At 64.5% G+C, this 23,284-nt stretch carries 20 protein-coding genes; 14 read left to right on the top strand and 6 right to left on the bottom strand.

The genetic code is table 11. From position 1 onward, the window contains the following. The first annotated feature begins 36 nt into the window (after nt 1-36). A complete protein-coding gene (locus U0O11_RS14960; protein ID WP_213114027.1) occupies nt 37-819 on the top strand; it encodes an MBL fold metallo-hydrolase in 783 nt (260 codons plus the stop codon). Nucleotides 820-1,013: 194 nt separating this feature from the next. Next, nucleotides 1,014-1,730, top strand: a complete 717-nt coding sequence (gene purC / locus U0O11_RS14955) for a phosphoribosylaminoimidazolesuccinocarboxamide synthase (protein WP_043333774.1) — start codon at nt 1,014-1,016, stop codon at nt 1,728-1,730. 161 nt (nt 1,731-1,891) lie between these two features. Here the strand turns inward: purC and U0O11_RS14950 are convergent, their stop codons facing one another. Then, nucleotides 1,892-2,470 (bottom strand): NADPH-dependent FMN reductase, encoded by a 579-nt coding sequence (locus tag U0O11_RS14950; protein ID WP_043333775.1) that lies wholly within the window; start codon nt 2,468-2,470, stop codon nt 1,892-1,894. A 187-nt stretch (nt 2,471-2,657) separates the two neighbouring features. Next, on the bottom strand, nt 2,658-3,398 hold the full coding sequence (gene tsaA, locus U0O11_RS14945; protein ID WP_279836892.1) for a tRNA (N6-threonylcarbamoyladenosine(37)-N6)-methyltransferase TrmO: 741 nt from the start codon (nt 3,396-3,398) through the stop codon (nt 2,658-2,660). Nucleotides 3,399-3,757: 359 nt separating this feature from the next. On the opposite strand from tsaA, the gene U0O11_RS14940 reads away from it, so the two are divergent. From U0O11_RS14940 to U0O11_RS14925, 4 genes are all read left to right on the top strand, one after another. Next, nucleotides 3,758-4,423, top strand: a complete 666-nt coding sequence (locus U0O11_RS14940) for a methylthioribulose 1-phosphate dehydratase (protein WP_279836857.1) — start codon at nt 3,758-3,760, stop codon at nt 4,421-4,423. After that, nucleotides 4,420-5,016, top strand: a complete 597-nt coding sequence (locus tag U0O11_RS14935; RefSeq protein WP_052384566.1) for a 1,2-dihydroxy-3-keto-5-methylthiopentene dioxygenase — start codon at nt 4,420-4,422, stop codon at nt 5,014-5,016. The genes U0O11_RS14940 and U0O11_RS14935 overlap by 4 nt, the downstream gene beginning before the upstream one ends. Continuing rightward, nucleotides 5,013-5,693, top strand: a complete 681-nt coding sequence (gene mtnC, locus U0O11_RS14930) for an acireductone synthase (protein WP_279836858.1) — start codon at nt 5,013-5,015, stop codon at nt 5,691-5,693. The genes U0O11_RS14935 and mtnC overlap by 4 nt, the downstream gene beginning before the upstream one ends. Before the next feature lie 93 nt (nt 5,694-5,786). Then, nucleotides 5,787-6,308 carry a GNAT family N-acetyltransferase gene (locus U0O11_RS14925; RefSeq protein ID WP_052384567.1) on the top strand — a complete coding sequence of 174 codons (522 nt, stop codon included), beginning with the start codon at nt 5,787-5,789 and terminating at the stop codon, nt 6,306-6,308. Between the two features lie 138 nt (nt 6,309-6,446). Here U0O11_RS14925 and U0O11_RS14920 read toward each other — a convergent pair whose 3' ends face one another. From U0O11_RS14920 to nadC, 3 genes are all read right to left on the bottom strand, one after another. After that, entirely contained in the window at nt 6,447-7,241 is a 795-nt protein-coding gene (locus U0O11_RS14920) for an SDR family NAD(P)-dependent oxidoreductase (RefSeq protein WP_279836859.1), read from the bottom strand. Nucleotides 7,242-7,376: 135 nt separating this feature from the next. Then, complete coding sequence (locus U0O11_RS14915; RefSeq protein WP_279836860.1) at nt 7,377-8,036, bottom strand: class I SAM-dependent methyltransferase; 660 nt, start codon at nt 8,034-8,036, stop codon at nt 7,377-7,379. 110 nt (nt 8,037-8,146) lie between these two features. Then, nucleotides 8,147-9,010, bottom strand: coding sequence for a carboxylating nicotinate-nucleotide diphosphorylase (gene nadC / locus U0O11_RS14910; protein ID WP_054556845.1), 864 nt, complete (start codon nt 9,008-9,010; stop codon nt 8,147-8,149). Nucleotides 9,011-9,181: 171 nt separating this feature from the next. Here nadC and ampD point away from each other — a divergent pair, with 171 nt between their 5' ends. From ampD to U0O11_RS14870, 8 genes are all read left to right on the top strand, one after another. Next, nucleotides 9,182-9,793, top strand: coding sequence for a 1,6-anhydro-N-acetylmuramyl-L-alanine amidase AmpD (gene ampD / locus U0O11_RS14905; protein ID WP_052384569.1), 612 nt, complete (start codon nt 9,182-9,184; stop codon nt 9,791-9,793). Nucleotides 9,794-10,241: 448 nt separating this feature from the next. Continuing rightward, nucleotides 10,242-12,917, top strand: a complete 2,676-nt coding sequence (gene aceE, locus U0O11_RS14900; RefSeq protein ID WP_279836861.1) for a pyruvate dehydrogenase (acetyl-transferring), homodimeric type — start codon at nt 10,242-10,244, stop codon at nt 12,915-12,917. Between the two features lie 105 nt (nt 12,918-13,022). Continuing rightward, the gene (aceF, locus tag U0O11_RS14895; RefSeq protein ID WP_279836862.1) at nt 13,023-15,056 is read left to right on the top strand and encodes a pyruvate dehydrogenase complex dihydrolipoyllysine-residue acetyltransferase; all 2,034 of its coding nucleotides are present in this window, start codon (nt 13,023-13,025) and stop codon (nt 15,054-15,056) included. A gap of 270 nt (nt 15,057-15,326) precedes the next feature. Next, on the top strand, nt 15,327-16,088 hold the full coding sequence (locus U0O11_RS14890; protein WP_043333781.1) for a TerC family protein: 762 nt from the start codon (nt 15,327-15,329) through the stop codon (nt 16,086-16,088). Nucleotides 16,089-16,642: 554 nt separating this feature from the next. Next, nucleotides 16,643-17,299 (top strand): adenylate kinase, encoded by a 657-nt coding sequence (adk, locus tag U0O11_RS14885; protein ID WP_215823460.1) that lies wholly within the window; start codon nt 16,643-16,645, stop codon nt 17,297-17,299. Nucleotides 17,300-17,589: 290 nt separating this feature from the next. Then, the gene (gene tsaB / locus U0O11_RS14880) at nt 17,590-18,285 is read left to right on the top strand and encodes a tRNA (adenosine(37)-N6)-threonylcarbamoyltransferase complex dimerization subunit type 1 TsaB (protein ID WP_279836863.1); all 696 of its coding nucleotides are present in this window, start codon (nt 17,590-17,592) and stop codon (nt 18,283-18,285) included. Nucleotides 18,286-18,490: 205 nt separating this feature from the next. After that, nucleotides 18,491-19,309: an undecaprenyl-diphosphate phosphatase gene (locus U0O11_RS14875; RefSeq protein ID WP_054556849.1), complete on the top strand. Its 819-nt coding sequence runs from the start codon at nt 18,491-18,493 to the stop codon at nt 19,307-19,309. 296 nt (nt 19,310-19,605) lie between these two features. Then, nucleotides 19,606-20,304, top strand: coding sequence for a class I SAM-dependent methyltransferase (locus tag U0O11_RS14870; protein ID WP_225348174.1), 699 nt, complete (start codon nt 19,606-19,608; stop codon nt 20,302-20,304). A 111-nt stretch (nt 20,305-20,415) separates the two neighbouring features. Here the strand turns inward: U0O11_RS14870 and plsB are convergent, their stop codons facing one another. Next, on the bottom strand, nt 20,416-23,034 hold the full coding sequence (gene plsB, locus U0O11_RS14865; RefSeq protein ID WP_324690603.1) for a glycerol-3-phosphate 1-O-acyltransferase PlsB: 2,619 nt from the start codon (nt 23,032-23,034) through the stop codon (nt 20,416-20,418). Nucleotides 23,035-23,284 lie beyond the last annotated feature (250 nt).

Raw genomic sequence — 23,284 nt, 5'->3', positions numbered from 1 at the left:
GCCGCCCGTGGGCCGGGTGACGACGCCCAGGGCGTGATGGCGATGGCTTCGCTGGGCAGCGGCAGCAAGGGCAACGGCACGCTGATCCGCACTCGCGAGGCACTGGTGCTGGTCGATTGCGGCTTCACCCTCAAGGAGACCGAGGCCCGCCTGGCGCGCCTCGGCGTGCACCCCTCGCAGCTGGACGCCGTGCTGGTCACGCATGAACATGGTGATCACCTGAGCGGCGTGGGGCCGCTGGCGCGTCGTCACGCTGTGCCGGTGCATCTGACCACCGGCACCTGGCTTGCCGGGCGTGCCAAGAAGCTCGGCGCGCTGCCGAGTCGCCATCTGATCACGCCGCAGCAGGAATTCGCGATCAAGGATCTCGAGATTCTGCCGGTCACGGTGCCCCACGATGCGCGTGAGCCGGTGCAGTTCGTCTTCAACCGGCGCGGTGAGACGGCCACGCGTCGCCTCGGCGTGCTGACCGATCTCGGCCATGTCAGTGAGCATGTGCTCCAGTGCTTTGCCGATTGCGATGCGCTGGTGATGGAGTTCAACCACGATCCGCAGATGCTGGCCAGCGGGCCGTATCCGCCCAGCCTCAAGCGGCGGGTCGGGGGGCGGCTCGGTCACCTGGCCAACGCTCAGGCATGCGCCGCCTTGCCCTATCTGGGGCTGGCGCGCCTGCAGCGGCTGGTGGCCTCGCATCTGTCGGAGAGCAACAACCATCCGTCATTGGCCCGGGAGGCACTGGCCCCCTGGCTTGCGGATGACGATAGTCGCCTGATCATCGCCGCGCAGGACAGCGGCTTTGGCTGGCAGGCCATCGCCTGATATTCATGACGCCCGGTCGCTTCGCGATCGGGCGTTTGTGATTCTGGATGAGCTGACCAGATGGACAGCTCTTGAATCACGTCATATACCAGCGCCACAGTCCTTCTCGACTGGGCGTGACAGACTCAAGCGTGATCGATTCATCGTCGACCGCCTCAACACTCGACGCGTCTAGCGTCATCAGGGGGAATCTCATGGAAAAGCGTGAAGAGCTCTACGCTGGCAAGGCCAAATCCGTCTTCGTCACTGACGATCCGGATCTTCTGCTGCTGGAATTCCGCGACGATACCAGCGCCTTCGACGGCAAGCGTATCGAGCAGCTGGATCGCAAGGGCATGGTCAACAACAAGTTCAATGCCTTCATCATGGAGAAACTCAAGGCGGCCGGTATCCCGACCCACTTCGAGCGTCTGGTCAGCGACAACGAGTGCCTGGTCAAGCGTCTCGACATGATGGCAGTGGAGTGCGTGGTGCGTAACATCTCCGCCGGTTCACTGGTGCGTCGTCTGGGTGTCGAGGAAGGCATCGAGCTCAATCCGCCGACCTTCGAGCTGTTCCTCAAGAACGACGAGAAGGGCGACCCGATGATCAACGAGTCGCTGGTCGAGACCTTCGGCTGGGCAGAGCCCAAGCACCTGGCGCGCGCCAAGGAACTGACCTTCCAGGTCAATGACATCCTCAAGCAGCTGTTCCTCGACGGCGGCATCCTGCTGGTCGACTACAAGCTCGAATTCGGCGTCTTCAAGGGTGAAGTCGTGCTGGGTGACGAATTCTCGCCGGATGGCTGCCGTCTGTGGGATGCCGAGACGCGCGAGAAGCTCGACAAGGACCGCTTCCGTCAGGGCCTGGGCGGCGTGATCGAAGCCTACGAGGAAGTCGGTCGCCGCATCGGTATCGATTTCTCGGCCTGAGCCTGAATCTGGGGCAAAGTCTGAGGTGATGCACTGACGCTCTGACGTCACAGACAGCGCATCAAGGAACGGCCCCCTGCCAATGGCAGGGGGCCGTTCCTGTTTGGCAGGCGCCAAGTGTCTGGCCGGGGACGTAGCTGTGAGGAAAGAAGCGTGTCGCTTCAGGAGGCGCGCAGGCTGGCCAGGTCGATCACCTGACGGGCGACAGCCGCGAGGGCGTGGTCCTGGCCTTCGTCATCCAGGCTGCCATCCTCGTGGAAGGCGCTGGCGGCACGCGAGACCGCGATCTGCTGGGGCGCGACCAGCATGCCGAGGTTGTTCAGGTACAGGCGCACGAAGGGTAGCGCCCGCATGCCGCCCATGGCGCCCGGTGAGGCCGAGACGATGCCGACCGGCATGCCGCGCAGGGCGTCCATGCCGCTCTGGCCATCCGCCGCCGGGCGTGACAGCCAGTCGAAGGTGTTCTTGAGCAGCGGGCTGAAGAAGCCGTTGTATTCCGGCGTCGCCAGCAACAGCCCCTGATGGCTGGCCAGCATCTCCTGCAGGCGGTCGGCGCTGGCGGGACGGCCATTGGCCTCTTCGCTGTCGCCATCGTAGAGCGGCATCGGGAAGTCGTTGAGATCGAGCAGACTGACCTCGGCACCTTCCTGTCGGGCGTGGTGCGCCAGGCGCTCGATCAGGCGTCGATTGACGGAGGCCTTGCGGGTACTGGCGGCAAAGGCAAGCAGACGGATACTCATGCGGCGGACTCCCGGTGAAGCGAGTGGAGATGAAGGAACGCACGCCCAGTATGGTCAGGACTCGTGACGGTTTGCCAATCCAATCTGGCATTGTCTTGATCTGGCGCGCGCAATCCTTCGATCCGCTTCATGCAAGGCGTTGCCCCCCACTGGACAAGGCGCTGCCCTGGCTCGCGCAAGGGCTTGATCAGACGGCCACGATGGCCGCGACCTCCATCAACAAGTGGCCATCGGGTTGCGTGCGGGCCGTGAAGCGCACATCCACGTCCACTAACCGCACGCCATACTGGCGCTTGCCATCGGCGGGCCTGGCGGCGTGATAGGCGGGGCGCGGGTCCTGGGCGAGCACTTCCTCGATCAGTGCGCGCAGCGTGGCGCTGTCGGCCCGGGTCGCCAGTGTCTGCTCGGCCTCTGCGCTGAAGACGACGGCGTGGCGCGGCGGTGGCGCAGGCGCATAGCCGGCACGCGCCTCGGGCACGGCATCGACCCACGGCAGATACGGCTTGATGTCCATCACCGGCGTGCCATCGAGCAGGTCATGGCCGCGCAGCAGCAGGCGCACGCCGTTGCGCTTGCCTGACTGCCCGCCATCCGGCGTGGCGTTGGCCGCCGTCTCGACGCCTGCCAGTTCGACCACCGACTGCCCCAGTCGGTTGGGGCGGTGGGTGCTGCGCGAGGCGAAGACACCGGTGCGCGCGTTGCCTCCCAGGCGCGGCGGGCGGATCAAGGGCGTCCAGCGTGTGGGGCTGGCGTGGAACAGGAAGTGGATCCACAGATGGCTGAAGCCCTCGATGTCGCGCACGCAGTCCGGGTCATCGAAGGGCGGCAGCAGGTGCAGGATGGCGGTGGCGTGGCGCGCCAGCCCCGGCTGGCGGGGAATGCCGAACTTGTCCGGGTAGCAGCTTTCGATGATGCCCACCGGCTGCATGGCCTGTTGCCCCAGCGCCGCGGCCTGCTCACGCAGATGAGGGGGCAGCAGCGGCAGGCGCCTGGCCAGTGCAGTGTCGCTCATCGGGCGCTCGGCCGTGTCGGCGGTCGGGTGGGGGCTGGCGGGCTGATCGGAAGAGGACATGGCAAGACCGTGGCAGAGGCTGAAGTGATGATGGCGCAGAATGTCGTGTGACGTTCCAGGCCGCCATGATGCCATGCCCGTCGTCGCACGGCATGACTGGTCTCACTGGGTCGGCTTGTGTAGTCTGCCGCGAGAGCAGCGCCACGTGGCGCTGAATCGTGATGCTGGCGACGGGGCGTGAATGCCCCGCGCGACTCTTGAGGGCAACTTTGATCATGTCAGACCCTATCGCCATTGCCGCTGCCGACGGCCTGCGGTCGACACTGGACCTCGACCGCCTTGCACTGGCGAGCCAACAGTTGATCGAGGCCGGTCAGGCGCTGGACGCTGCCGGGCAGGTGCCGGCCACCGGTGGCAACTTCTCCTGTCGTCTCAGTGATCGCCTGATGGCGGTCACCGCCTCGGGCTGCCACAAGGGCCGCCTGACCAGTGGCGACATTCTGGTCAGCGATTTTGCCGTCAGGCTGCAGGGCACTTCCCGCAAGGCCTCTGACGAGGCGCGCCTGCATGGTCAGCTCTACGAAGACCTGCCCCACGCGCAGGCGATTCTGCATACCCACTCCAGGGCCGCCACCGTGCTGTCGCTGTGCCATGAAGGCGACACCCTGAGCCTGGAGGGTTTCGAGCTCAACAAGGCGCTGGAAGGCGTCAAGAGTCATGAGACGGCGGTACGTCTGGCCGTCTTCGACAATACTCAGGATATCGAGGCGCTGGCGCTGGACGTGCGTGCCCGCCTGGCCGCCGATGCCGGTCTGCACGGCTACCTGATCCGCGGCCATGGCCTCTATACCTGGGCCAGCAGCATGACGGCCTGTCGCCGCCATGTCGAAGCGCTCGATTTCCTGATGGGTTGTGAACTGGAACTGAGGAGACAGCGATGAGCTTTCTGGCCATCTACGCCGAGCAGGACGCCTCGCGTCCGCAGTTGATCACCAATGATGGCGCGCAGATCGCCAGCGAACTCGAGGCCGAAGGCATTCGCTTCGAGCGCTGGACGGCGGGCTGCGAGATGAGTGACCCCACCGACCAGACCCAGGTGCTGGCGGCCTACGCCGACGATGTCGCGCGTCTCAAGTCCGAGAACGGCTTCGTCACTGCCGACGTGATCGGCCTGACGCCGGATCACCCTGACCGCGACGCCCTGCGCGGCAAGTTCCTCGATGAGCACCGCCACGCGGAGCATGAGGTGCGCTTCTTCGTGCGCGGCAGCGGCATCTTCTACCTGCATCTGGGCGAGCGCGTGCTGGCGGTCGGTTGCGAGAAGGATGACCTGATCGCCGTACCGGCCGGCACGCCGCACTGGTTCGACATGGGGCCGACGCCGGACTTCACCGCCATCCGCCTGTTCACCAATCCGGAAGGCTGGATCGCCAACTTCACCGACAATGACATCGCCGCCCGCTTCCCGCGTCATGAAGCGCTGGCCGAGCACTTTACCCAGACCGCAGCCCCGCATTCCCAGGAGTCCGCATGATTCGCGCCATCGTCACCGACATCGAGGGCACGACCGGCTCGATTCGCTTCGTGCATCAGGTGCTGTTCCCCTATGCGCGCGCCAACCTGGGCAATTTCGTGCGCGCCAATGCCGAGCGTGAGGATGTCGCCGAGCAGCTGGCCGCCACCCGTGAGCTGGCCGAAGCGCCCGCGGCCGATCTCGAGGCCGTGATCGCCATTCTGGAAGGCTGGATCGATGCCGACCGCAAGGCCACGCCGCTCAAGGCACTGCAGGGCATGGTCTGGGCACAGGGCTACGCGGACGGCGACTTCACCGGCCATGTCTATCCCGATGCCGTGAAGGGATTGCGTGACTGGAAGGAACGCGGACTGTCCTTGTATGTCTACTCTTCAGGCTCCATCCAGGCCCAGAAGCTGCTGTTCGGGCATTCCGATGTCGGCGATCTGACTCCGCTGTTTGCCGGCTACTTCGACACCACCACGGGCCCCAAGCAGGAAGCCGAGAGCTATCGCCGCATCGCCGGTCAGCTGGGTATCCCGGGCGCGGAGATCCTGTTCCTGTCGGATGTCGTCGCCGAGCTGGACGCCGCCGCTGCCGCCGGCTTCCATACCTGGCAGCTGGTGCGGGAGCCGGACATGATCACGGGAGATCACCCCCGGGCCAGCCGCTTCGATGAGGTGTCCTTCAGCGGCTGAACAGGACGCTTCAGTGACAGGTGTCAGCCGTGAGCCTGTCAGATTTTCCATGAATACATCGTCCTCGTTCGAGGACACAAGGAGGACGAACGATTGCACAGCCAGACCGATAGCCGTGAAGTGGCCAGGGAGCGTGTTCATATCGTGGCGGCGCAGCCGCAGCATGCCGCGGACCAGGCCGAGGTGTTCTACCAGGCCGTCATGCAGGGCGCTGCCGGCCACTATGATCTGGCGCAGCGCCAGCAGTGGGCCGCGCGTGTCCCGCGCGACGCCGAGCGCTGGGCCGCGCGTCAGCATCGCTTCGAGGTGCTGGTCGCGGAGCGTGATGGCCGCTGTATCGGCTTCTGCGAGTACGCCCCCGAATGGCCGCTGGCGCGTATCGAGATGCTTTACGTCTATCCGAGTCTGATGGGGCAGGGCATCGGCAGCCAGTTGCTGGCGGCGGCCGAGCGCGACCTGCGTGAGCGCAAGGTGCGCGTGATGAGCCTGGAGGCCAGTCTGACGCTGTCACCGGGCCTGGCCCGCCGTGGCTGGCACAGTCTGGGGCTTGAGCACGTCAAGCGCGATGGCATCTGTCTCAAGCGCGAGCGCTTCGAGAAACGTCTCGACGAGTGAAGCGCCAGGACGACTGAAACGCATAGCACTGTGATGCTGAACATGAAGAAGCCCCCGCCGGTCGACCGGTGGGGGCTTCTTGTGTCTGGCATGGTGTCGCGTCTGGCATGGTGTCAGTCATGCCGCGTGATCAGACGATCAGGCCATGGTATCGACGATGCCGCCTTCCACACGCAGTGCGGCGCCGGTGGTGGCGCTGGCCTGTTCGGAGGCGGCGTAGACGCTCATGTTGGCGACTTCCTCGGGGCTTGCCAGGCGCTGCAGGATAGAGGTCGGACGGGCCTGCTTGATGAAGTCGGCCTCGACCTCCTCAAGTGACCTGCCTTGCTCCTCGGCGTTCTGCTTGAGCATCTCGAGCACGCCCTCGGAGCGGGTCGGCCCGGGCAGGATGGCGTTGACGGTCACTTGGGTGCCGGACAGCACCTTGGCGAGCCCGCGTGAGACGGACTGCACCGCGGATTTGGTCATGCCGTAGTGGACCATCTCGCTGGGGATGTTGAGCGCCGATTCGCTGGACAGGAACTGGATGCGACCCCAGTCGCGCTCCTTCATGCCACGCGCATAGTGGCGGGACAGGCGTACCGCCGACATCACGTTGACCTGGAAGAACTGCTCCCAGGTGTCGTCGTCGGTGTCGAAGAAATCCTGCGGGGCGAAGATGCCGACATTGTTGATCAGGATGTCGGTGTCCGGCACGGTGCGGATCAGCGTGTCGCAGCCTTCGCGTGTGCCCAGGTCCGCGGCCACGCCCTGTACCTCGCTGCCGGGCGCCTTGTCTCTGAGGCTGGCGACGGCCTCATCGACACGTGTCTGGGTGCGGCCGGTCAAGGTGACACTGGCGCCTGCGCGGGCAAGCCCTGTGGCGATGGCGAAGCCGATACCGGCAGTGGAACCACTGATGATGGCGCTGCGGCCGCGTAGATCAATCTGCATGCAAACCTCCTTGCAGGGAGCGACGGCGACGAGAGCCCAGGCAGGTGCCTCGAGCCGTGTCGCTTTCGTCATCCGGGTGTGCTCATTGCGTGGCGATGCCGAACGCGCAATGCAAGGGGGGAGTGGCAGTGCAGATCAGATCTTGCGCAGATGCATGTGGCGCAACGCCCCGCCGGGGCCGAGGTCGCGGTCCTCGAGTCGCTGCACCGCATGGCCCTCCAGCAGGTTGTCCAGCGGCACATTGAGGTTGGTCGCCACCAGCCGGGCCAGTGGATTGAGCAGACGCCGCAGCCGTCCGGCCGGGCGATTGCCGCGCAGGCCCTTGTCGAGCAGTGACAGCTCGCCATCGCTGGCCAGCACGCGCAGCGCTTCATCGAAGGCGCGCTGGGGCTCGGGCACCACGGCGATGATCAGGTGGGCGATGACGACATCGAAATAGCCATCGGGGAGGTCGAGCGCCATGGCGTCGCCCGGCTTGACGTTGGCATCGAAGCCCAGCGTCTCGGCGCGCTCGCGACAGCGGCGCAGCATGGCGGGGGAGGCGTCGATCACCTCGAGCTCGATGTCACGGGGCAGGAAGGGCAGGTCGAGCCCGGTGCCGCCACCGAGCAGCAGCACGCGGGTGCCCGCCTGGATATCGAGGGTCGCGATGGCGTCGCGCCGCGCGGAGCGCAGGATGCGAGCGGCCGCACGGTCATAGATCGGCGCGTAGAGACTCCAGCGGCGAGTCTGCCAACCGCCACCTGATGCCCTGGGGGCTTCAGGCGGCGGCTGATGAGGAGATGGCGGGGACATGGGGCGCCTCCCTGGCGGCATGGCAATGTGTCGTGACAGATGGGCCGGCGTCAGCGGCGACCTCTGCAGGACAGGAGCTGGCCAGCAGGAAGGCATTCCCCTGTCGTTGGCTAGCGGGTCTCGACAGTGTAGATGCGCATCGACAGGTCGATGGAGGTCACGTCCTTGGTTAGTGCGCCGATCGAGATGCAATCCACGCCAGTGGCGGCGATGCCCGGCAGGGTCGCCTCGCTGACGTTGCCGGAGGCTTCCAGCACGGCCGGCTTGGCATGCGCCTTGTTGCGCGCCACGGCCTCGATGAGCTGATCGTTGTCGAAGTTGTCGAGCATGATGACGTCGGCACCGGCATCCAGCGCCTGGGCCAGCTCCTCGAAATTCTCGACTTCCACTTCACAGGTGACGTCGGAGGCGATGTCGCGCGCCTCACGTACCGCCGCCGCGATGCTGCCACAGGCGGCGATATGGTTTTCCTTGATCAGGAAGGCGTCATAGAGGCCGATGCGATGATTGTGGCCACCACCGCAGCTGACGGCGTATTTCTGGGCGACACGCATGCCAGGCAGGGTCTTGCGGGTATCGAGCAGGCGCACGCCACTGCCCTCGACCAGCGAGGCATAGTGGCTGGCGCGGGTCGCGGTGCCGGAGAGCGTCTGCAGCAGGTTGAGCGCCGCGCGCTCGCCGGTCAGCAGCGAGCGTGCCGGGCCTTCCAGCTCCAGGAAGGGCGCGTCGGCCTCGAGGCGATCACCGTCGCTGGCCAGCCACTTGAGGCTGACGCGCGGATCGAGGCGCCGAAACAGCTCATCGACCCAGGGCACGCCGCACAGGATGGCCGGTTCGCGACTGATCACGCGCGCCTTGGCCCACTGGCGCTCCGGAATCAATTCGGCGGTGATATCGCCACCGCCGACATCCTCGGCGAGCAGGCGGGCGGCGCTGGTACGGATATCCTCGGCGAGGGCGTCGTGGAAGTTCATGCGCGTCTGATCCTTGTACGAAGAGTGCTGCCGGAGCCTGGGTCTGTGCGTGTGCCGGGGCAGTGACACAGACCCGTGGCTGCCGAGCATGCCATAATGTGCGCCATTATAGGAAAAGCCACGCGAGCGGTCAGTCCCCGCGTGCGACGACCTTCCCGTCTGGAGTCTTCGATGCCCCCCTTGTCCTCTTCCCCGCGGTCGGGCCACCTGACGCGTCTGGCGGTCACCCCCGAGCACTGGCTGGAGAGCGCCCGTCAGGTGCCGTCTCCCAATCACAATGCTCGTCCCGAGGGAGAAGTCTCGGCGCTGGTGCTGCATTCCATCAGCCTGCCGCCCGGACGCTTCGGCGGCCCGGCCATCGAGCAGCTGTTCACCAATCAGCTCGACCCTGGCGCCCACCCTTACTTTGCCGATATCCATCAGCTGCGTGTCTCGGCGCACGTGCTGATCCAGCGCGACGGTCGCCTGGTGCAGTTCGTGCCCTTCGATCGTCGCGCCTGGCACGCCGGTCGCTCGCGCTGGCATGACGGTCAGCGTGAACGCGTCGAGCTCAATGACTTCACCATCGGCATCGAACTCGAGGGCGATGAGGTGCATCCCTATCGCGATGTCCAATATCGCACCCTGGCACGCACCGTGGCCGGCCTGATGGCGAGCTATCCCGCGCTGACGCGCGAGCGCATCACCTCGCATGCGCGGATTGCGCCGTTGCGCAAGACGGATCCTGGCCCGGCCTTCGATTGGGCTTACTTCGATCGCCTGCTGGACGACATTCAGGACTAAGGTCGCAGGTGTCTCGCGATGGTGCATTGCAGCATTGTGTGGCGTCTCCAGGCAGGAAACGCCCAGTGGCGGGGCGCGTTGGTAGTTTTACTACATCACGGCTATCGAGGGCGGCTCAGTCTGGCGTATGAGTCCCGACCGCAAGGCGCATGAGGCCAGTGCTGCCGCGGGGCAGCCAAGCCTTGCACCTGCCCGGTGAGTCTTGCTGCCCTGAATTGGCACGCGGGGGTGTTTGCGGTATCTTTCACGCCAAATGACTGCATCTTGTGCCCTGCTTTGGCGCAGGATGCGCGTCGAGATTGACGGCCGGCAAGACCCGGTCACGACAGGTCTATCGGAGATGCGACCCACTCAGAAGGTCGTGCCCACACTGAAGAGCGCCACTGGTTTCGATATCGCTGTTCGTCGAAACGTTTGACAAAAAATTTCTTCACTCGGAGAGACGTCTATGAGTCTGGAGGCAAGAGAAGATCTCGATCCGATCGAAACCACGGAATGGTTGGACTCCCTGGAATCGGTTCTGGATCGTGAGGGTGAGGATCGTGCCCAGTACCTGATGTCACGCCTGGCCGACCGCCTGCGTCGTGATGGCCATCAGGTGCCCTTCTCGGTGACCACGCCCCATCGCAACAGTATCCCCGTGCACCGCGAAGCGCGCATGCCGGGCGACCTGTTCATGGAGCGTCGTATCCGTTCGCTTATCCGTTACAACGCCATCGCTCAGGTGATCCGCAACAACCGTGCCCACAAGGGCCTGGGCGGTCACATCTCGAGCTTCATGTCCAGTGCGACGCTTTACGACGTAGGCTTCAACCACTTCTTCCGTGCACCGGAAGGAGATTTCGAAGGCGATCTGCTTTACATCCAGGGTCACGTGGCGCCGGGCATCTACGCCCGTTCCTTCCTGGAAGGTCGTCTCAGCCAGGAGCAGATGGACAGCTTCCGTCAGGAAGTCGACGGCAACGGCCTGTCTTCCTATCCGCACCCGTGGCTGATGCCGGATTACTGGCAGTTCCCGACCGTCTCCATGGGTCTGGGCCCGATCCAGGCGATCTACCAGGCGCACGTCATGAAGTACCTCAACTCGCGTGAGTTGAAGTCCATGTACGACCGCAAGGTGTGGTGCTTCATGGGTGACGGCGAGTGTGACGAGCCGGAATCCCTGGGTGCCATCTCGCTGGCTGGCCGCGAGAATCTCGACAACCTGATCTTCGTCATCAACTGCAACCTGCAGCGTCTTGACGGTCCGGTGCGCGGCAACGGCCGCATCATGGACGAGCTGGAAGGCGTCTTCCGTGGTGCCGACTGGAACGTGCTCAAGGTCACCTGGGGTCGCTTCTGGGATCCGCTCTTCGAACAGGACAAGAAAGGCATCCTGCAGAAGCGCATGGACGAAGCGGTCGACGGCGACTACCAGAACTACAAGGCCAATGGCGGCGCTTACACGCGCGAGCACTTCTTCGGCAAGTACCCGGAGACGGCCGATCTGGTCAAGGACATGTCAGATGACGATATCTGGCGTCTGAACCGTGGTGGCCACGACCCGTACAAGGTCTACGCGGCGTATCACGAGGCGGTCAACAACGCCAATGGTCGTCCGACCGTCATCCTGGCGCACACCGTCAAGGGTTACGGCATGGGCATGGGCGATGGCGAAGCTGCCAACGAAGCCCACCAGGTCAAGACCATGGAACACGAAGCGCTGAAGACATTCCGCGATCGCTTCGGTATTCCGCTGACCGACGAGCAGCTCGAGGAAGTGCCGTACTACAAGCCGGCGGACGACAGCCCGGAAATGAAGTACATGCACCTCATGCGCGAACGTCTGAACGGCTACCTGCCGCAGCGTCGCACCGAGTATGAAACGCTGGAAATCCCGCCGCTGGACGACAAGATCTTCGCGTCCCAGCTCAAGGGCTCCAACGGCCGCGAAGTGTCCACCACCATGGCCTTCGTGCGCGTGCTCAACGGTCTGGTCAAGCACAAGACCCTCGGCGAGCGTGTCGTGCCGATCATTCCTGACGAAGCGCGTACCTTCGGCATGGAAGGCATGTTCCGTCAGCTGGGCATCTACACCGCGGCAGGCCAGAAGTATGAGCCGGTCGACAAGGGTCAGATCATGTATTACCGCGAGGACCAGAAAGGTCAGGTCCTCGAGGAAGGTATCTCCGAAGCAGGCGCCATGTCTGCGTGGGTGGCGGCGGCAACGTCCTACGCCAACCACAACCTGCCGCTGATGCCGTTCTACGTCTACTACTCGATGTTCGGCTTCCAGCGCATCGGTGACCTGGCGTGGGCCGCAGGCGACCTGCAGGCACGTGGCTTCCTGGTCGGCGGTACTGCCGGTCGTACCACCCTGAACGGCGAAGGTCTGCAGCACCAGGATGGCCACAGCCATATCCTGGCCTCGACCATCCCGAACTGCCGCACCTACGACCCGACCTACGCTCACGAAGTGGCGGTCATCGTGCAGGACGGCATGAAGCGCATGTTCGAGCAGCACGAGCCGGTCTTCTACTACCTGGCGGTGATGAACGAGAACTACGAGCAGCCAGCACTCGAGACGGTGCCCGCAGAGGACATCATCAAGGGGATGTACCTGCTCAAGGAAGGCGGCAAGGACGGCAAGGCACGCGTTCAGCTGCTGGGTTCCGGCACCATCCTGCGTGAAGTCGAGGCAGCCGCCGAGATGCTCAAGCAGGACTACGGTGTCGACGCCGACATCTGGAGCGTCACCAGCTTCAACGAGCTGCGTCGCGAAGCGCTGGAACTGGATCGTCAGGCCTTCCTCAAGCCGGAAGAGACCCCGGCCAAGCCGCACGTCACTCAGTGTCTGGAAGGACGTGACGGCCCGGTCGTGGCTGCCACTGACTACATGAAGCTGTTTGCTGACCAGGTTCGTGCCTGGGTGCCGGCTGACTATCACGTGCTCGGTACCGACGGTTTCGGTCGTTCCGATACCCGCGAGAAGCTGCGTCACTTCTTCGAAGTCGACCGCAACTTCGTCACCGTCCAGGCCCTGAAGGCGCTGGCGGATCGTGGTGAGATCGACCGCAAGGTGGTCGCGGAAGCGATCAAGACCTACGGCATCGACCCCAACAAGCCGAATCCGCTGAACGTCTGAGCGGAGATCGCGGAACAGGCGAGCGGCACTCCCTCCTCGACATCATGATGATGCGCAGGTGATTCGGGTGTCGCTCCCCGTGCACGTTTTGGAAGGAGCACGATCTTGAGCAGCGAAATCATCAAGGTTCCCGACATTGGCGGTAGTTCCGATGTCGAGATCATCGAGATAGCGGTGGCGGTGGGAGATGTCATCTCCGCCGAAGACACCATGATCACTCTTGAGTCCGACAAGGCCAGCATGGATGTGCCGGCACCGAAGGGCGGCAAGGTGGTGAAGATTCTCGTCAAGGAAGGCGACACCGTCTCCGAAGGCGACGATATCCTGGAGCTGGAAGCCGAAGGCGGTGGTGACACCTCCTCTGACGCTTCTGACGAGCAGGAAGCGCCGAAGGAAGAGGCTCCCAAGCAGGACGCCTCTGAGCAGCAAGCGCCGAAAGAGTCCGCTCCTGCGCCGAAGGCCGCTTCCGGTGGCACCCAGACCGTCGACATCGTCGTGCCGGACCTGGGCGACTCCGAAGCCGTGCCGATCATCGAGATGGCCGTCTCCGAAGGCGATGAAGTCGACGCCGAAGATGCGCTGATCACGCTGGAATCCGACAAGGCCAGCATGGACGTCCCGAGCCCGCACAAGGGCAAGATCGTCAAGCTGACCGTCAAGGAAGGCGACAGCGTCGCTTCCGGTGATGTCATCGGTCAGATGGAAATCGCCGGTGAAGGCGGTGACAGCGCGTCTGATTCCGCGCCGGCCGAGCAGGCTTCTTCCTCCGAGTCCACCTCTGAAGACACGTCTTCCGAGGCACCGGCTGCTGAAGAAGCGCCGGCCTCCGGTGAGCCGGAGCGCAAGGAATTGCGTGTCCCGGATCTCTCCGGCAGCGACAGCGTGCCGATCATCGAGATGGCCGTGGCCGTCGGTGACGAGGTCAACGAGGAAGACGCGCTGATCACGCTCGAGTCCGACAAGGCGACCATGGACATCCCGAGCCCCTACAAGGGCAAGGTGGTGGAGCTTTCCGTCAAGGAAGGTGACACCGTCTCCGAGGGTGACCTGATCGGTTACATCGAGGTCGCGGGTGCCGCGCCTGCGCCGAAGGCTGCCAAGTCCGAAGCGCCGGCTGCTCCCAAGGCGGAGAAGAGCGAGCAGAAGCCGGCTCCGACACCGGCCGGTGCGCCGAGTCCGGAAGCCCAGATGGCCGCTCACAAGCCGAGCAAGGGTGCCAAGGTCCACGCAGGGCCTGCGGTTCGCCTGCTGGCACGTGAGTTCGGTGTCGACCTGGCGGACGTCTCCGGCAGCGGTCCGAAGGGCCGTGTGGTGAAGGAAGATGTCCAGGCCTACGTCAAGCAGATGATGCAGAAGGCCAAGTCCGCACCGGCAGCCCCTGCCGCGCAGGCCACCGGCGGTGCCGGTATCCCGCAGGTGCCGGATCAGGACTTCAGCCAGTTCGGTGAGATCGAAGAGAAGAAGATGGGCCGCCTGATGAAGGCCGGTGCCACCAATCTGCATCGCAGCTGGCTCAACGTCCCGCACGTGACCCAGTTCGATGAAGCCGATATCACCGAGCTCGAGGCCTTCCGCAAGTCCATGAAGGCCGAGGCGGAAGCGGCAGGTGCCAAGCTCACGCCGCTGCCGTTCATGATCAAGGCGGCGGCTCACGCGCTGGCCAAGTATCCGCAGTTCAACGTCAGCCTCAAGGCCGACGGCGAGACCCTGGTGCACAAGAAGTACGTGCACATCGGTATCGCGGTGGATACGCCGGACGGCCTGATGGTGCCGGTGATCCGCAATGCGGATCAGAAGAGCCTGCTGGACCTGGCCAAGGAGTCCGTGGAACTGGCCAAGAAGGCGCAGACCAAGAAGCTCAAGCGCGAAGAGATGACCGGTGGTTGCTTCACCATCTCGAGCCTTGGCTCCATTGGCGGTACTGCCTTCACCCCGATCGTCAACACGCCGGAAGTCGCCATCCTGGGCGTCTCCAAGGCGCAGATGAAGCCGGTGTGGGACGGCGCTGCCTTCCAGCCGCGTCTGATGATGCCGCTGTCACTGTCCTACGATCACCGTGCGGTGAACGGGGCGGATGCAGCACGCTTCACGGCGTATCTGGCTCAGGTGCTGACCGACGTGCGTCGCATGCTGCTCTGATGATGCCTGTGGCATGAAGCGCGGGTGCCGTGACCTTCCTGGAAGGTGAAGGCGCTCCTCGCTGACAGACCTGGCTGACAGGTCTGGTTGACATAACGGCCTCCTTCGGGAGGCCGTTTTTTTGTGCATGTCCGTTGGCGTGGCAGGGCGGCGACCGCTGTTGCTGCCCTGCACAACATGCGATGCTTCACGCCAACCTGCCGCGATCTGTCGCATCGTGCTGGCACGACCCGGGAAGGCCGGTTCTCGCAACACACAAGGAGCAAGACAATGGAATGGTTGATGGACCCTTCGGCATGGGTGGCTCTGGCGACCCTGACCGCGCTTGAGATCGTGCTGGGCATCGACAACATCATCTTCCTGTCGATTCTGGTCGCGCGGCTGCCCGAGTCCCAGCGTCAGCGCGGGCGCATGATCGGCCTGGGCCTGGCGATGGGCATGCGCATCGTGCTGTTGATGTCACTGTCGTGGCTGATGTCGCTGACCGCGCCCCTGTTCAGCGTGGCCGACTTCAGCTTCTCGGGACGCGATCTGATTCTGGTCTTCGGGGGCCTGTTCCTGCTCGGCAAGAGCACCCACGAGATCCACGCCAACCTGGAAGGCGAAGATCCCGCCGAAGAGGGCGCGAAGAAGGGCAGCGCCAGCTTCATGGCGATCATGGTCCAGATCGCCTTGATCGATATCGTCTTCTCGCTGGATTCGGTGATCACGGCGGTGGGCATGGTCGATCACCTGATGGTGATGGTCATCGCCATCGTCATCTCGGTGGGCATCATGATGGTGGCCGCCAAGCCCATCGGCGATTTCGTCGATCGTCACCCGACCATCAAGATGCTGGCGCTGTCCTTCCTGATCATGGTCGGCATGATGCTGATGGTCGAAGGCTTCGGTGTCCACGTGCCCAAGGGCTACATCTACGTGGCGATGGCCTTCTCGCTGGCGGTGGAAATGCTCAACATCCGTCTGCGCAGCAAGCGCGCCAAGGCAGTGCGTCTGCGTCGCAGCAGCCAGGCCGAAGACGTGACCGAGTGAGGCATTGGCACAGCAACGGCTGACATGACTCAGCCTGATCATGCCACGGCGACTGAGCAAGGTGGCCCGGCGTGAGTGGAAAGACGCCCTCTGCGACCGCGTGCCGCAGGGGGCGCTTTCGTGTCATGACAGCCGTGTATGGCAGGTCGGGAACCGGCGAGGAGGGCGACAGGCCCTCCTGCGCGCCAAAACAGTGCCAAAGGGCGGCATACGCGCCTTTGGTGTGCTTGTGCCGGCGTCGTGTGAACGGTATCGTCAGCTCTACATTGCATGGCGATGACATAATGAGATCATCCGTGCGCGCCGTCGTTTAGCGCAGCACATATTGGTCCGCTGCCCATATTCATCCTGGTCATCGATACGCTCGATGCGTTCGGCCCTCATGAGGTAGTCGAGCGTCTCGACGCCGCGAGTTTCGCCGCTACACCTCGAACGTGTCGACGACCAGAGCGCCTTGGATGGCCATCTGCCGCCGAGGGCAAGGTGCACCAGCGCCAGATGACCCTTTACACCCGTTTGATGCTTTTCATTTGCACACTCAAGGAGCAGTACCGATGCGTTTGATCCTGTTGGGCGCCCCCGGCGCCGGCAAGGGCACCCAGGCCCAGTTCATCTGCGAGCGTTTCAACATCCCGCAGATCTCTACCGGAGATATGCTGCGCGCCGCGGTCAAGGCCGGCAGCGAGCTGGGACTCAAGGTCAAGGAGATCATGAATACCGGCGGACTGGTGTCCGACGAGATCATCATCGCCCTGGTCAAGGAGCGCATCAGCCAGGCCGATTGCGAGAACGGCTTCCTGTTCGACGGCTTCCCGCGCACCATCCCGCAGGCTGACGCCATGAAGGAAGCGGGCGTGAAGCTGGACCACGTGGTCGAGATCGCCGTCGCTGACGAAGAGATCGTCAAGCGTCTGTCCGGTCGTCGTGTGCACCCGGATTCCGGTCGTGTCTACCACATCGAGTACAACCCGCCGCGCGAAGAAGGCAAGGACGACGTCACTGGCGAAGCCCTGATCCAGCGTGAAGACGACCGCGAAGCCACCGTGCGCAACCGCCTGTCTGTCTATCACGAGCAGACGGAACCGCTGGTCGAGTACTACTCCAGCTGGTCTGCCACTGGCGATGCCCAGGCACCGGCCTACCACCGCATCGAAGGCGTCGGCTCCGTCGACGACATTCGTGCTCAGCTGGTCAGCGCGCTGGAGCACTGATTGCCTGGCACGCCTCAGGTGGCTCAGCTGGAACAGATCTGATCGCGCTGGTGAAGCCGGCCGCCTGACGAAGAACGCCCGTAGACATTGTCTGCGGGCGTTTTTTTGTTCTTCGCATACTGGCGCGAATCAGGAATCAGGCGTTGCGGCAGGCCGCTTGATGGCGTGGGCGTGGGGGTTGCAGCAGGAGTGACGCCCGCGGCCGACACCAGCCGTGGACAGCCTGCGTCTTTTGCTGCCCGCGGGGGACGGGTAGAATCGCGTCACATTTTTCTGACGACGAACCGCCCATGACCACGCTTCTGGCCATCGATGCATCCTCTTCCGCCTGTTCCGCTGCCCTGTGGCAAGACGGCGTTGTTACTGCCGAGCGCTGTGAGGCTCCCCGTCAGCACACCCAGCGCATGATGCCGATGATCGAGGCGCTGCTGGCCGCTGCCGATCTGACCCTCAACGACCTCGACGCCCTGGCCTACGGCCACGGACCGGGCTCGTTCACCGGGTTGCGCATCGCCGCTGGCACCATCCAGGGCCTCGCCTTCGGTCTCGATGTGCCGGTGATCGGCGTCTCGACGCTGGCGGCCCTGTCACTGCAGGCCCACCGCCTGCATCACGCGCGTTTCGTGCTGCCGATGCTGGATGCACGCATGGGCGAGCTCTATACCGGCGCCTATCGCGTCGTGACGCGCGCTGACGGCGAGATCGAGGTCGAGCAGGTGCTACCCGAGCAGGTCTGCGCTCCGGGCCTGCTGGAGCTGCCTGCGGCGCTGTGTGAGCATGACTGGCTGGCGGTCGGCTCGGGTCTGGTGATGCACGACGAGCTGCCCGAGAGCGTGCGTGCCAGCCTGGCACTGCAACTGCCCGAGCCGCAACCGGATGCCGAGGCCATGGTGATGCTGGCTGCCCAGGCATATGCCCGCGGTGAAGCGGTGTCGGCGGTCGAGGCCCAGCCGGTCTATCTGCGCAATGAGGTGGCATGGCGCTGATGGCGCCAGGGATTGCCATCTTGTTGCGTCATCGTGGGTTCAGCCAAGGCTGACATAAGGTTCGCGCATCATCATGTCGCGCCCGACACTTGCGGCGCGGCTTGAGGCAAAGCGTTGTTCTGTCACTACGGCACGTGCAGTGCCACAGACGATGTCTGTCGTCCGTGTGGGCCACTGAGGCCCGTCTCTCTTAAAAGGATGTTTCATGGAACTCATGCATGTGGTGGCGTTGGCCGTCATTCAAGGTCTGACGGAATTTCTGCCGATTTCCTCCTCCGCCCACCTGATTCTGCCCTCCCAGGTGTTCGGCTGGCCGGACCAGGGGCTGGCGTTTGATGTCGCGGTACACGTCGGTACCTTGCTGGCCGTGGTGATGGCCTTCCGCAAGGATGTCGCCAATATTCTCGCTGGCTGGTTTGGTCAGTTCAGTGGCGGCGGTACGCTGGCGGCGCGCCAGACTGAAGACAGCCGTCTGGGCTGGGCGGTGTTGCTGGCGACGCTGCCGGCCGTGATCTTCGGCGGCCTGCTGGGCGATGTGGTGGAAACGGCCGGGCGCTCGATCGCGGTGATCGGTACCACCACCATCGTCTTCGGTCTGCTGCTGTGGTGGGCGGACGTCAAGGGTGCACGCACGCGTGACCTGGCGACGCTGACGCTCAAGGGCGCGCTGATCATCGGCCTGTTCCAGGCGCTGGCCCTGATTCCCGGCACCTCGCGTTCGGGCATCACCATCACCGCCGCGCTGCTGCTGGGCTTCGAGCGTCAGAGCGCCGCACGCTTCTCCTTCCTGCTGTCGATTCCGCTGATCGTCGCGGCCGGCCTGCTCAAGGGCCTGGAGCTGATCGAGACCGGCAGTGAGGCGCAGCTGTTCGATGTCGCCCTCGGCGTGGTGCTGTCCTTCGTCTCCGCGCTGGTGTGCATCAAGCTGTTCCTCAAGGCCATCGACAGCATCGGCATGTTGCCCTTCGTCATCTACCGCCTGCTGCTGGGCATGATGCTGTTCGGCATGCTGTTGCTGCTGTAAGCCATGCGCGCGATGACGTAAGCTTGTCCCCTGACGGCGTCGCTCTTGCGGCGCCGTCGGCGTTTGTCAGCCTGACCGCATGCCATGCGAGTTTCCCTTTTCCTGCGTTCACCGTTTCTCTTCACCGTTTCTCATAGAGCCCATCCATGCTGCCACCCGAAGACTCCCTTGCTGCCCATGATGCAGCGGCCGATGCCGCTCCCGTGATCGCCATTGCCCGTTCGCGGCTGCAGGCGCGCCCGGAACTCGCCATGCTGGCGGCACATTTCGGTATCGCGCTGCGGGAAGATGACGAGATGCCGGCGCTCAAGCTTGAGGTGGCGCTGGACGAGCAGGGCGCACCGCGCCTGGTGATCGCCGGAGACGAGCGCGAATACGGCAAGCCGCTGTGCGTCGATTTCGTCGCCGGTCGTGCCGATCATCGCCGTCGTTTCGGCGGGGGGCGCAACCAGCTGATCGCACGCGCCTGTGGCCTGAACCGAGGCGCACTGCCGAGCATCGTCGATGCCACCGCAGGGCTCGGGCGCGATGCCTTCGTGCTGGCGAGTCTCGGGGCACCGGTATTGATGATCGAGCGCGTGGCGGCTACGGCGGCGATCCTGGTCGATGGCCTGACCCGGGCACAGGGCTGCGCGGATGATGAGATTCGCGAGATCGCGCTGCGCATGCAGGCCCTGCACGGTGATGCCACGCGGGAGCTTGGGGAGCTGGTGACGCAGTGGGACCAGCCGCCTCAGGTGGTGCATCTCGACCCGATGTACCCGCACCGTGACAAGTCGGCACTGGTCAAGAAGGAGATGCGTGTCTTCCGCGCCCTGGCCGGTGATGATGCGGATGCCCCGGCGCTGCTCGAGGCGGCGCTGGAGGTCGCGACGCATCGTGTGGTGGTCAAGCGCCCACGCAAGGCCGAACCCATCGGCGGGCTCGCGCCGAGTCATGTGGTGGAGGAGAAGACCAGCCGCTACGACGTCTATGTGAAGCAGGCGCTGCGCTGACGCCTGACGATGGCGTCAGCGATGTAACAGCCTCCGCCAAACGCAACAGCCCCCGCTCGCGATGTGATCGCGGCGGGGGCTTTTTTGCGCCAGGGGCCTCGGCCCATCATCTCATTCGCGCTGAGAGGAGGTGTCGGGCGCCTTGTGGTCTGCTGAGGCGGCTTCGTCAGCAGCCTCGTGGCCGTCGAGAGCTGGAGCCTGCTCCTCGTCCATGCCTTCGGTCGGGGCGTCGCTCTCGGTCTCGTTCTCGCTGTCGCTGTCGCGCAGGCGCACATGCTGCAGGCGATGGCGCAGGGCGGGATCGAATAGATCGCGGCCGTGCACCTGCAGGTCTTCCAGCGCTTCGCCGAAGCATAGCTGGCCGCTTTCCAGCCAGATGAACTCCAGCTCCAGCAGGGTATCGAGCAGGCCGCTGAACAGACGCTTGTCGAAGAACTCCGGTGCATTGAGACCCGACAGCAGGGTCAGGCGTTCGGCCAGGGCGCCGGAATGGCTCTCGAGGGACTCGCGGTCCAGCGTGCCGCTGCCGTGCTGCAACAGGGCGGCGATCAACAGATAGCCGCGTTCCAGTGTCGGTTGTACCGGCTGAGCCAGCAGGCGCAGCTGCTCGGAAGGCTCCTGGCTGGCCACCGGACGAGACCAGCGCTCCGGAGTGTCGCCAGTCGCGGCTTGATGCTCCAGCAGACCTTCCTCGCTCATCAGAGCCAGCGTGGCGGCGATATCCGCCTTCAGCTCAGGGGCCTCGGGGACGAACAGCTCGCGCACCAGCAGCGGCCAGGCGGGACTGATCTGGTCTTCCAAAGCCTCGAGGGTGTACTGGGCCGTATTGCGGAAGGCGAAGGCGATCAGCGCCGGCAGCGCCAGCAGGTGCAGCACGTTGTTGCGATACCAGGTCAGCAGACTGGCCTGCTCCGGGGTGGCGATCACCAGCTCGCCAAGACTCTGTGGACGTAGGGTGACCAGCCCCAGATGCGCGCTGTGTGCGACCCATTCCTGTGGCGTGCCCTCGGGCAGGCTGTGGTCATGGCGGCCCGGCAGCTTGTCGGCGAGACGCACCAGCATCGCCAGCTGGCGTTGCAGCAGGCTGGCCTCGATGGCGTGGTGGGCGGTGGACAGCAGCACCAGCGCCGTCAGCGAGACCGGATTGAGCGCGGCGGCGGCATTGATGCGCGTGGCGATTTCATGCCCCAGTTGCGGCACCGCCTGGGTCAGCCATTCTGGGCGGCGCTGATGTCGGCTGGCCTTCCAGTCCGGCGCGGTGTCATCCAGCCATTCGCCCAGCTTGAGCGGCTCGCCGATGTTCAGGTAGACCTTGCCGAAGGGCTGCTTGAGCTGGCCGAGCACGCGGATGAGGTCCAGCGGTGATTCCTTCTTCTTGCTGGCCCCCGACAGCTCGCGCTGATAGCTCAGGCTCTCGAAGACCTTCTCGTAGCCGATGTAGACCGGCACGAAGGCCACTTCGCGGCGTGTATCACGCAGGAAGGAGCGCAGCGTCATCGCCAGCATGCCCGGGCGTGGGGGCAGCATGCGGCCGGTGCGTGAACGGCCACCCTCGATGAAGTACTCCAGCGGGTGGCCACGGGTGATCAGCTGATGCACGTACTCGTCGAAGACGGTGGCATACAGGCGATTGCCGCGGAAGCTTCTGCGCAGGAAGAAGGCGCCGCCACGGCGCAGGATCGGGCCGATGATCGGCATGTCGAGGTTCTTGCCCGCGGCGACGTGGGGCGTCATCAGGCCCTCGTGGAACAGCACGTAGGACAGCAGCAGATAGTCGATATGGCTGCGATGACAGGGCACGTAGATCAGCTCGCAGTCGCCGGCGATCGCCTTGACCTGCGACATTCCACGCACCTCGACGCCGTCGTAGAGCTTGTGCCACAGCCGCTTGAGGGCATGCGCCAGAAAGCGCTGCACCGGATAGCCCATGTTGGAGGCGATCTCGCGACCATACTGCAGGGCGCGCTTCTCCAGACGTGCCGGCGGCTGATTCTGCTCGCGTGCCAGCTCGCTGATCACGTCCTGCACGGCGGGCGCCTTCTGCAGGTTGCGAATCATGGTGTGGCGGTGGGAGAGGTCTGGCCCCAGCAGGCGGGTACGCACGCGCCGGAAGTGCACGCGCAGCAGGCGCGAGATGCGGCGGTGCGCCAGCGCCGAGTCCTGCGGGCCTTCCCTGAGCGCTTCGTGCAGCCTGAGCGGCTGGCCGAAATGCACATCCACCGAGCGCCCATGCGCCAGAATCGCGATGGCGCGGCGCAGCACACCCGTCACCCGCCAGCTATCGGCGGAGATGAACTTCCAGAAGCCGAATTCCTTGCCCGGGGCACGCCCCCAGAACACGCTGACCGGCACCAGCTGCACCTCGACATCACTCGGGGCGTCTTCCAGTGCGGCGATCAACTTGGCCAGGCGGCGTGACAGCAGGCTCCTGTCGCTGCGCGAGCGCCGCAACAGACGGAGGCGGGAGTGGCTCAGGCGCAGGTCGCCTATGCTCAGAGGCAGGGTCGGAGAGGGCAGGCCGCGTGCCTCGCACAGCTGCTCGACCACCAGCTCGTCGGACAATGCCTGGTACGGGAAGACGTAGACCACCGGCAGCGTCGGGTCGAGGTTCAAGGCGCTGTGGTCCAACGCATTGATGTCGGGCTCCACCGCGCGCAGCTCCACCCACTTGTCCAGCAGACGGCGACTGACATTGCGCAACGGGCGCAAGACTAAGGTGACTGGCGACATGGTGAGGCTCTCGCAGGTGTGGACAAGGACGGACTACCGGAAACGACAATCTGTCGGCGTTCACGAATAAAGCATCGGGACGATGAATGAGGGTTGATTGCGACGTTTTCATGGTCTGGCTGGTAGCGCTCAGCGCGAGCATGATATTGAACATTATACGCATTCTGCCCGCAGACGCCGTGGCAGAGTACGTAGCGACAGAGTGCGAAGTGGCGAAGCGCACACTGGCAGCATCTGGCGATGCACCGTC

Source organism: Cobetia sp. D5, assembly GCF_035666195.1.
Taxonomy (GTDB): Bacteria; Pseudomonadota; Gammaproteobacteria; order Pseudomonadales; family Halomonadaceae; genus Cobetia; species Cobetia amphilecti.
Note: the sequence above shows the minus strand (reverse complement) of the source record. Positions and strands in the feature narration are given on the sequence as shown.

Bases quoted from the DNA above. Each gene is read 5' to 3' on its own strand.
- U0O11_RS14875 (WP_054556849.1), top strand. From the start codon at position 18,491: ATGGAACTCATGCATGTGGTGGCGTTGGCCGTCATTCAAGGTCTGACG.
- tsaA (WP_279836892.1), bottom strand. From the start codon at position 3,398: ATGCAGCCGGTGGGCATCATCGAAAGCTGCTACCCGGACAAGTTCGGC.
- tsaB (WP_279836863.1), top strand. From the start codon at position 17,590: ATGACCACGCTTCTGGCCATCGATGCATCCTCTTCCGCCTGTTCCGCT.
- aceE (WP_279836861.1), top strand. From the start codon at position 10,242: ATGAGTCTGGAGGCAAGAGAAGATCTCGATCCGATCGAAACCACGGAA.
- mtnC (WP_279836858.1), top strand. From the start codon at position 5,013: ATGATTCGCGCCATCGTCACCGACATCGAGGGCACGACCGGCTCGATT.
- U0O11_RS14915 (WP_279836860.1), bottom strand. From the start codon at position 8,036: ATGTCCCCGCCATCTCCTCATCAGCCGCCGCCTGAAGCCCCCAGGGCA.
- purC (WP_043333774.1), top strand. From the start codon at position 1,014: ATGGAAAAGCGTGAAGAGCTCTACGCTGGCAAGGCCAAATCCGTCTTC.
- adk (WP_215823460.1), top strand. From the start codon at position 16,643: ATGCGTTTGATCCTGTTGGGCGCCCCCGGCGCCGGCAAGGGCACCCAG.
- U0O11_RS14870 (WP_225348174.1), top strand. From the start codon at position 19,606: ATGCCGGCGCTCAAGCTTGAGGTGGCGCTGGACGAGCAGGGCGCACCG.
- U0O11_RS14960 (WP_213114027.1), top strand. From the start codon at position 37: ATGGCGATGGCTTCGCTGGGCAGCGGCAGCAAGGGCAACGGCACGCTG.
- U0O11_RS14940 (WP_279836857.1), top strand. From the start codon at position 3,758: ATGTCAGACCCTATCGCCATTGCCGCTGCCGACGGCCTGCGGTCGACA.
- plsB (WP_324690603.1), bottom strand. From the start codon at position 23,034: ATGTCGCCAGTCACCTTAGTCTTGCGCCCGTTGCGCAATGTCAGTCGC.
- nadC (WP_054556845.1), bottom strand. From the start codon at position 9,010: ATGAACTTCCACGACGCCCTCGCCGAGGATATCCGTACCAGCGCCGCC.
- U0O11_RS14935 (WP_052384566.1), top strand. From the start codon at position 4,420: ATGAGCTTTCTGGCCATCTACGCCGAGCAGGACGCCTCGCGTCCGCAG.
- U0O11_RS14950 (WP_043333775.1), bottom strand. From the start codon at position 2,470: ATGAGTATCCGTCTGCTTGCCTTTGCCGCCAGTACCCGCAAGGCCTCC.
- ampD (WP_052384569.1), top strand. From the start codon at position 9,182: ATGCCCCCCTTGTCCTCTTCCCCGCGGTCGGGCCACCTGACGCGTCTG.
- U0O11_RS14890 (WP_043333781.1), top strand. From the start codon at position 15,327: ATGGAATGGTTGATGGACCCTTCGGCATGGGTGGCTCTGGCGACCCTG.
- U0O11_RS14920 (WP_279836859.1), bottom strand. From the start codon at position 7,241: ATGCAGATTGATCTACGCGGCCGCAGCGCCATCATCAGTGGTTCCACT.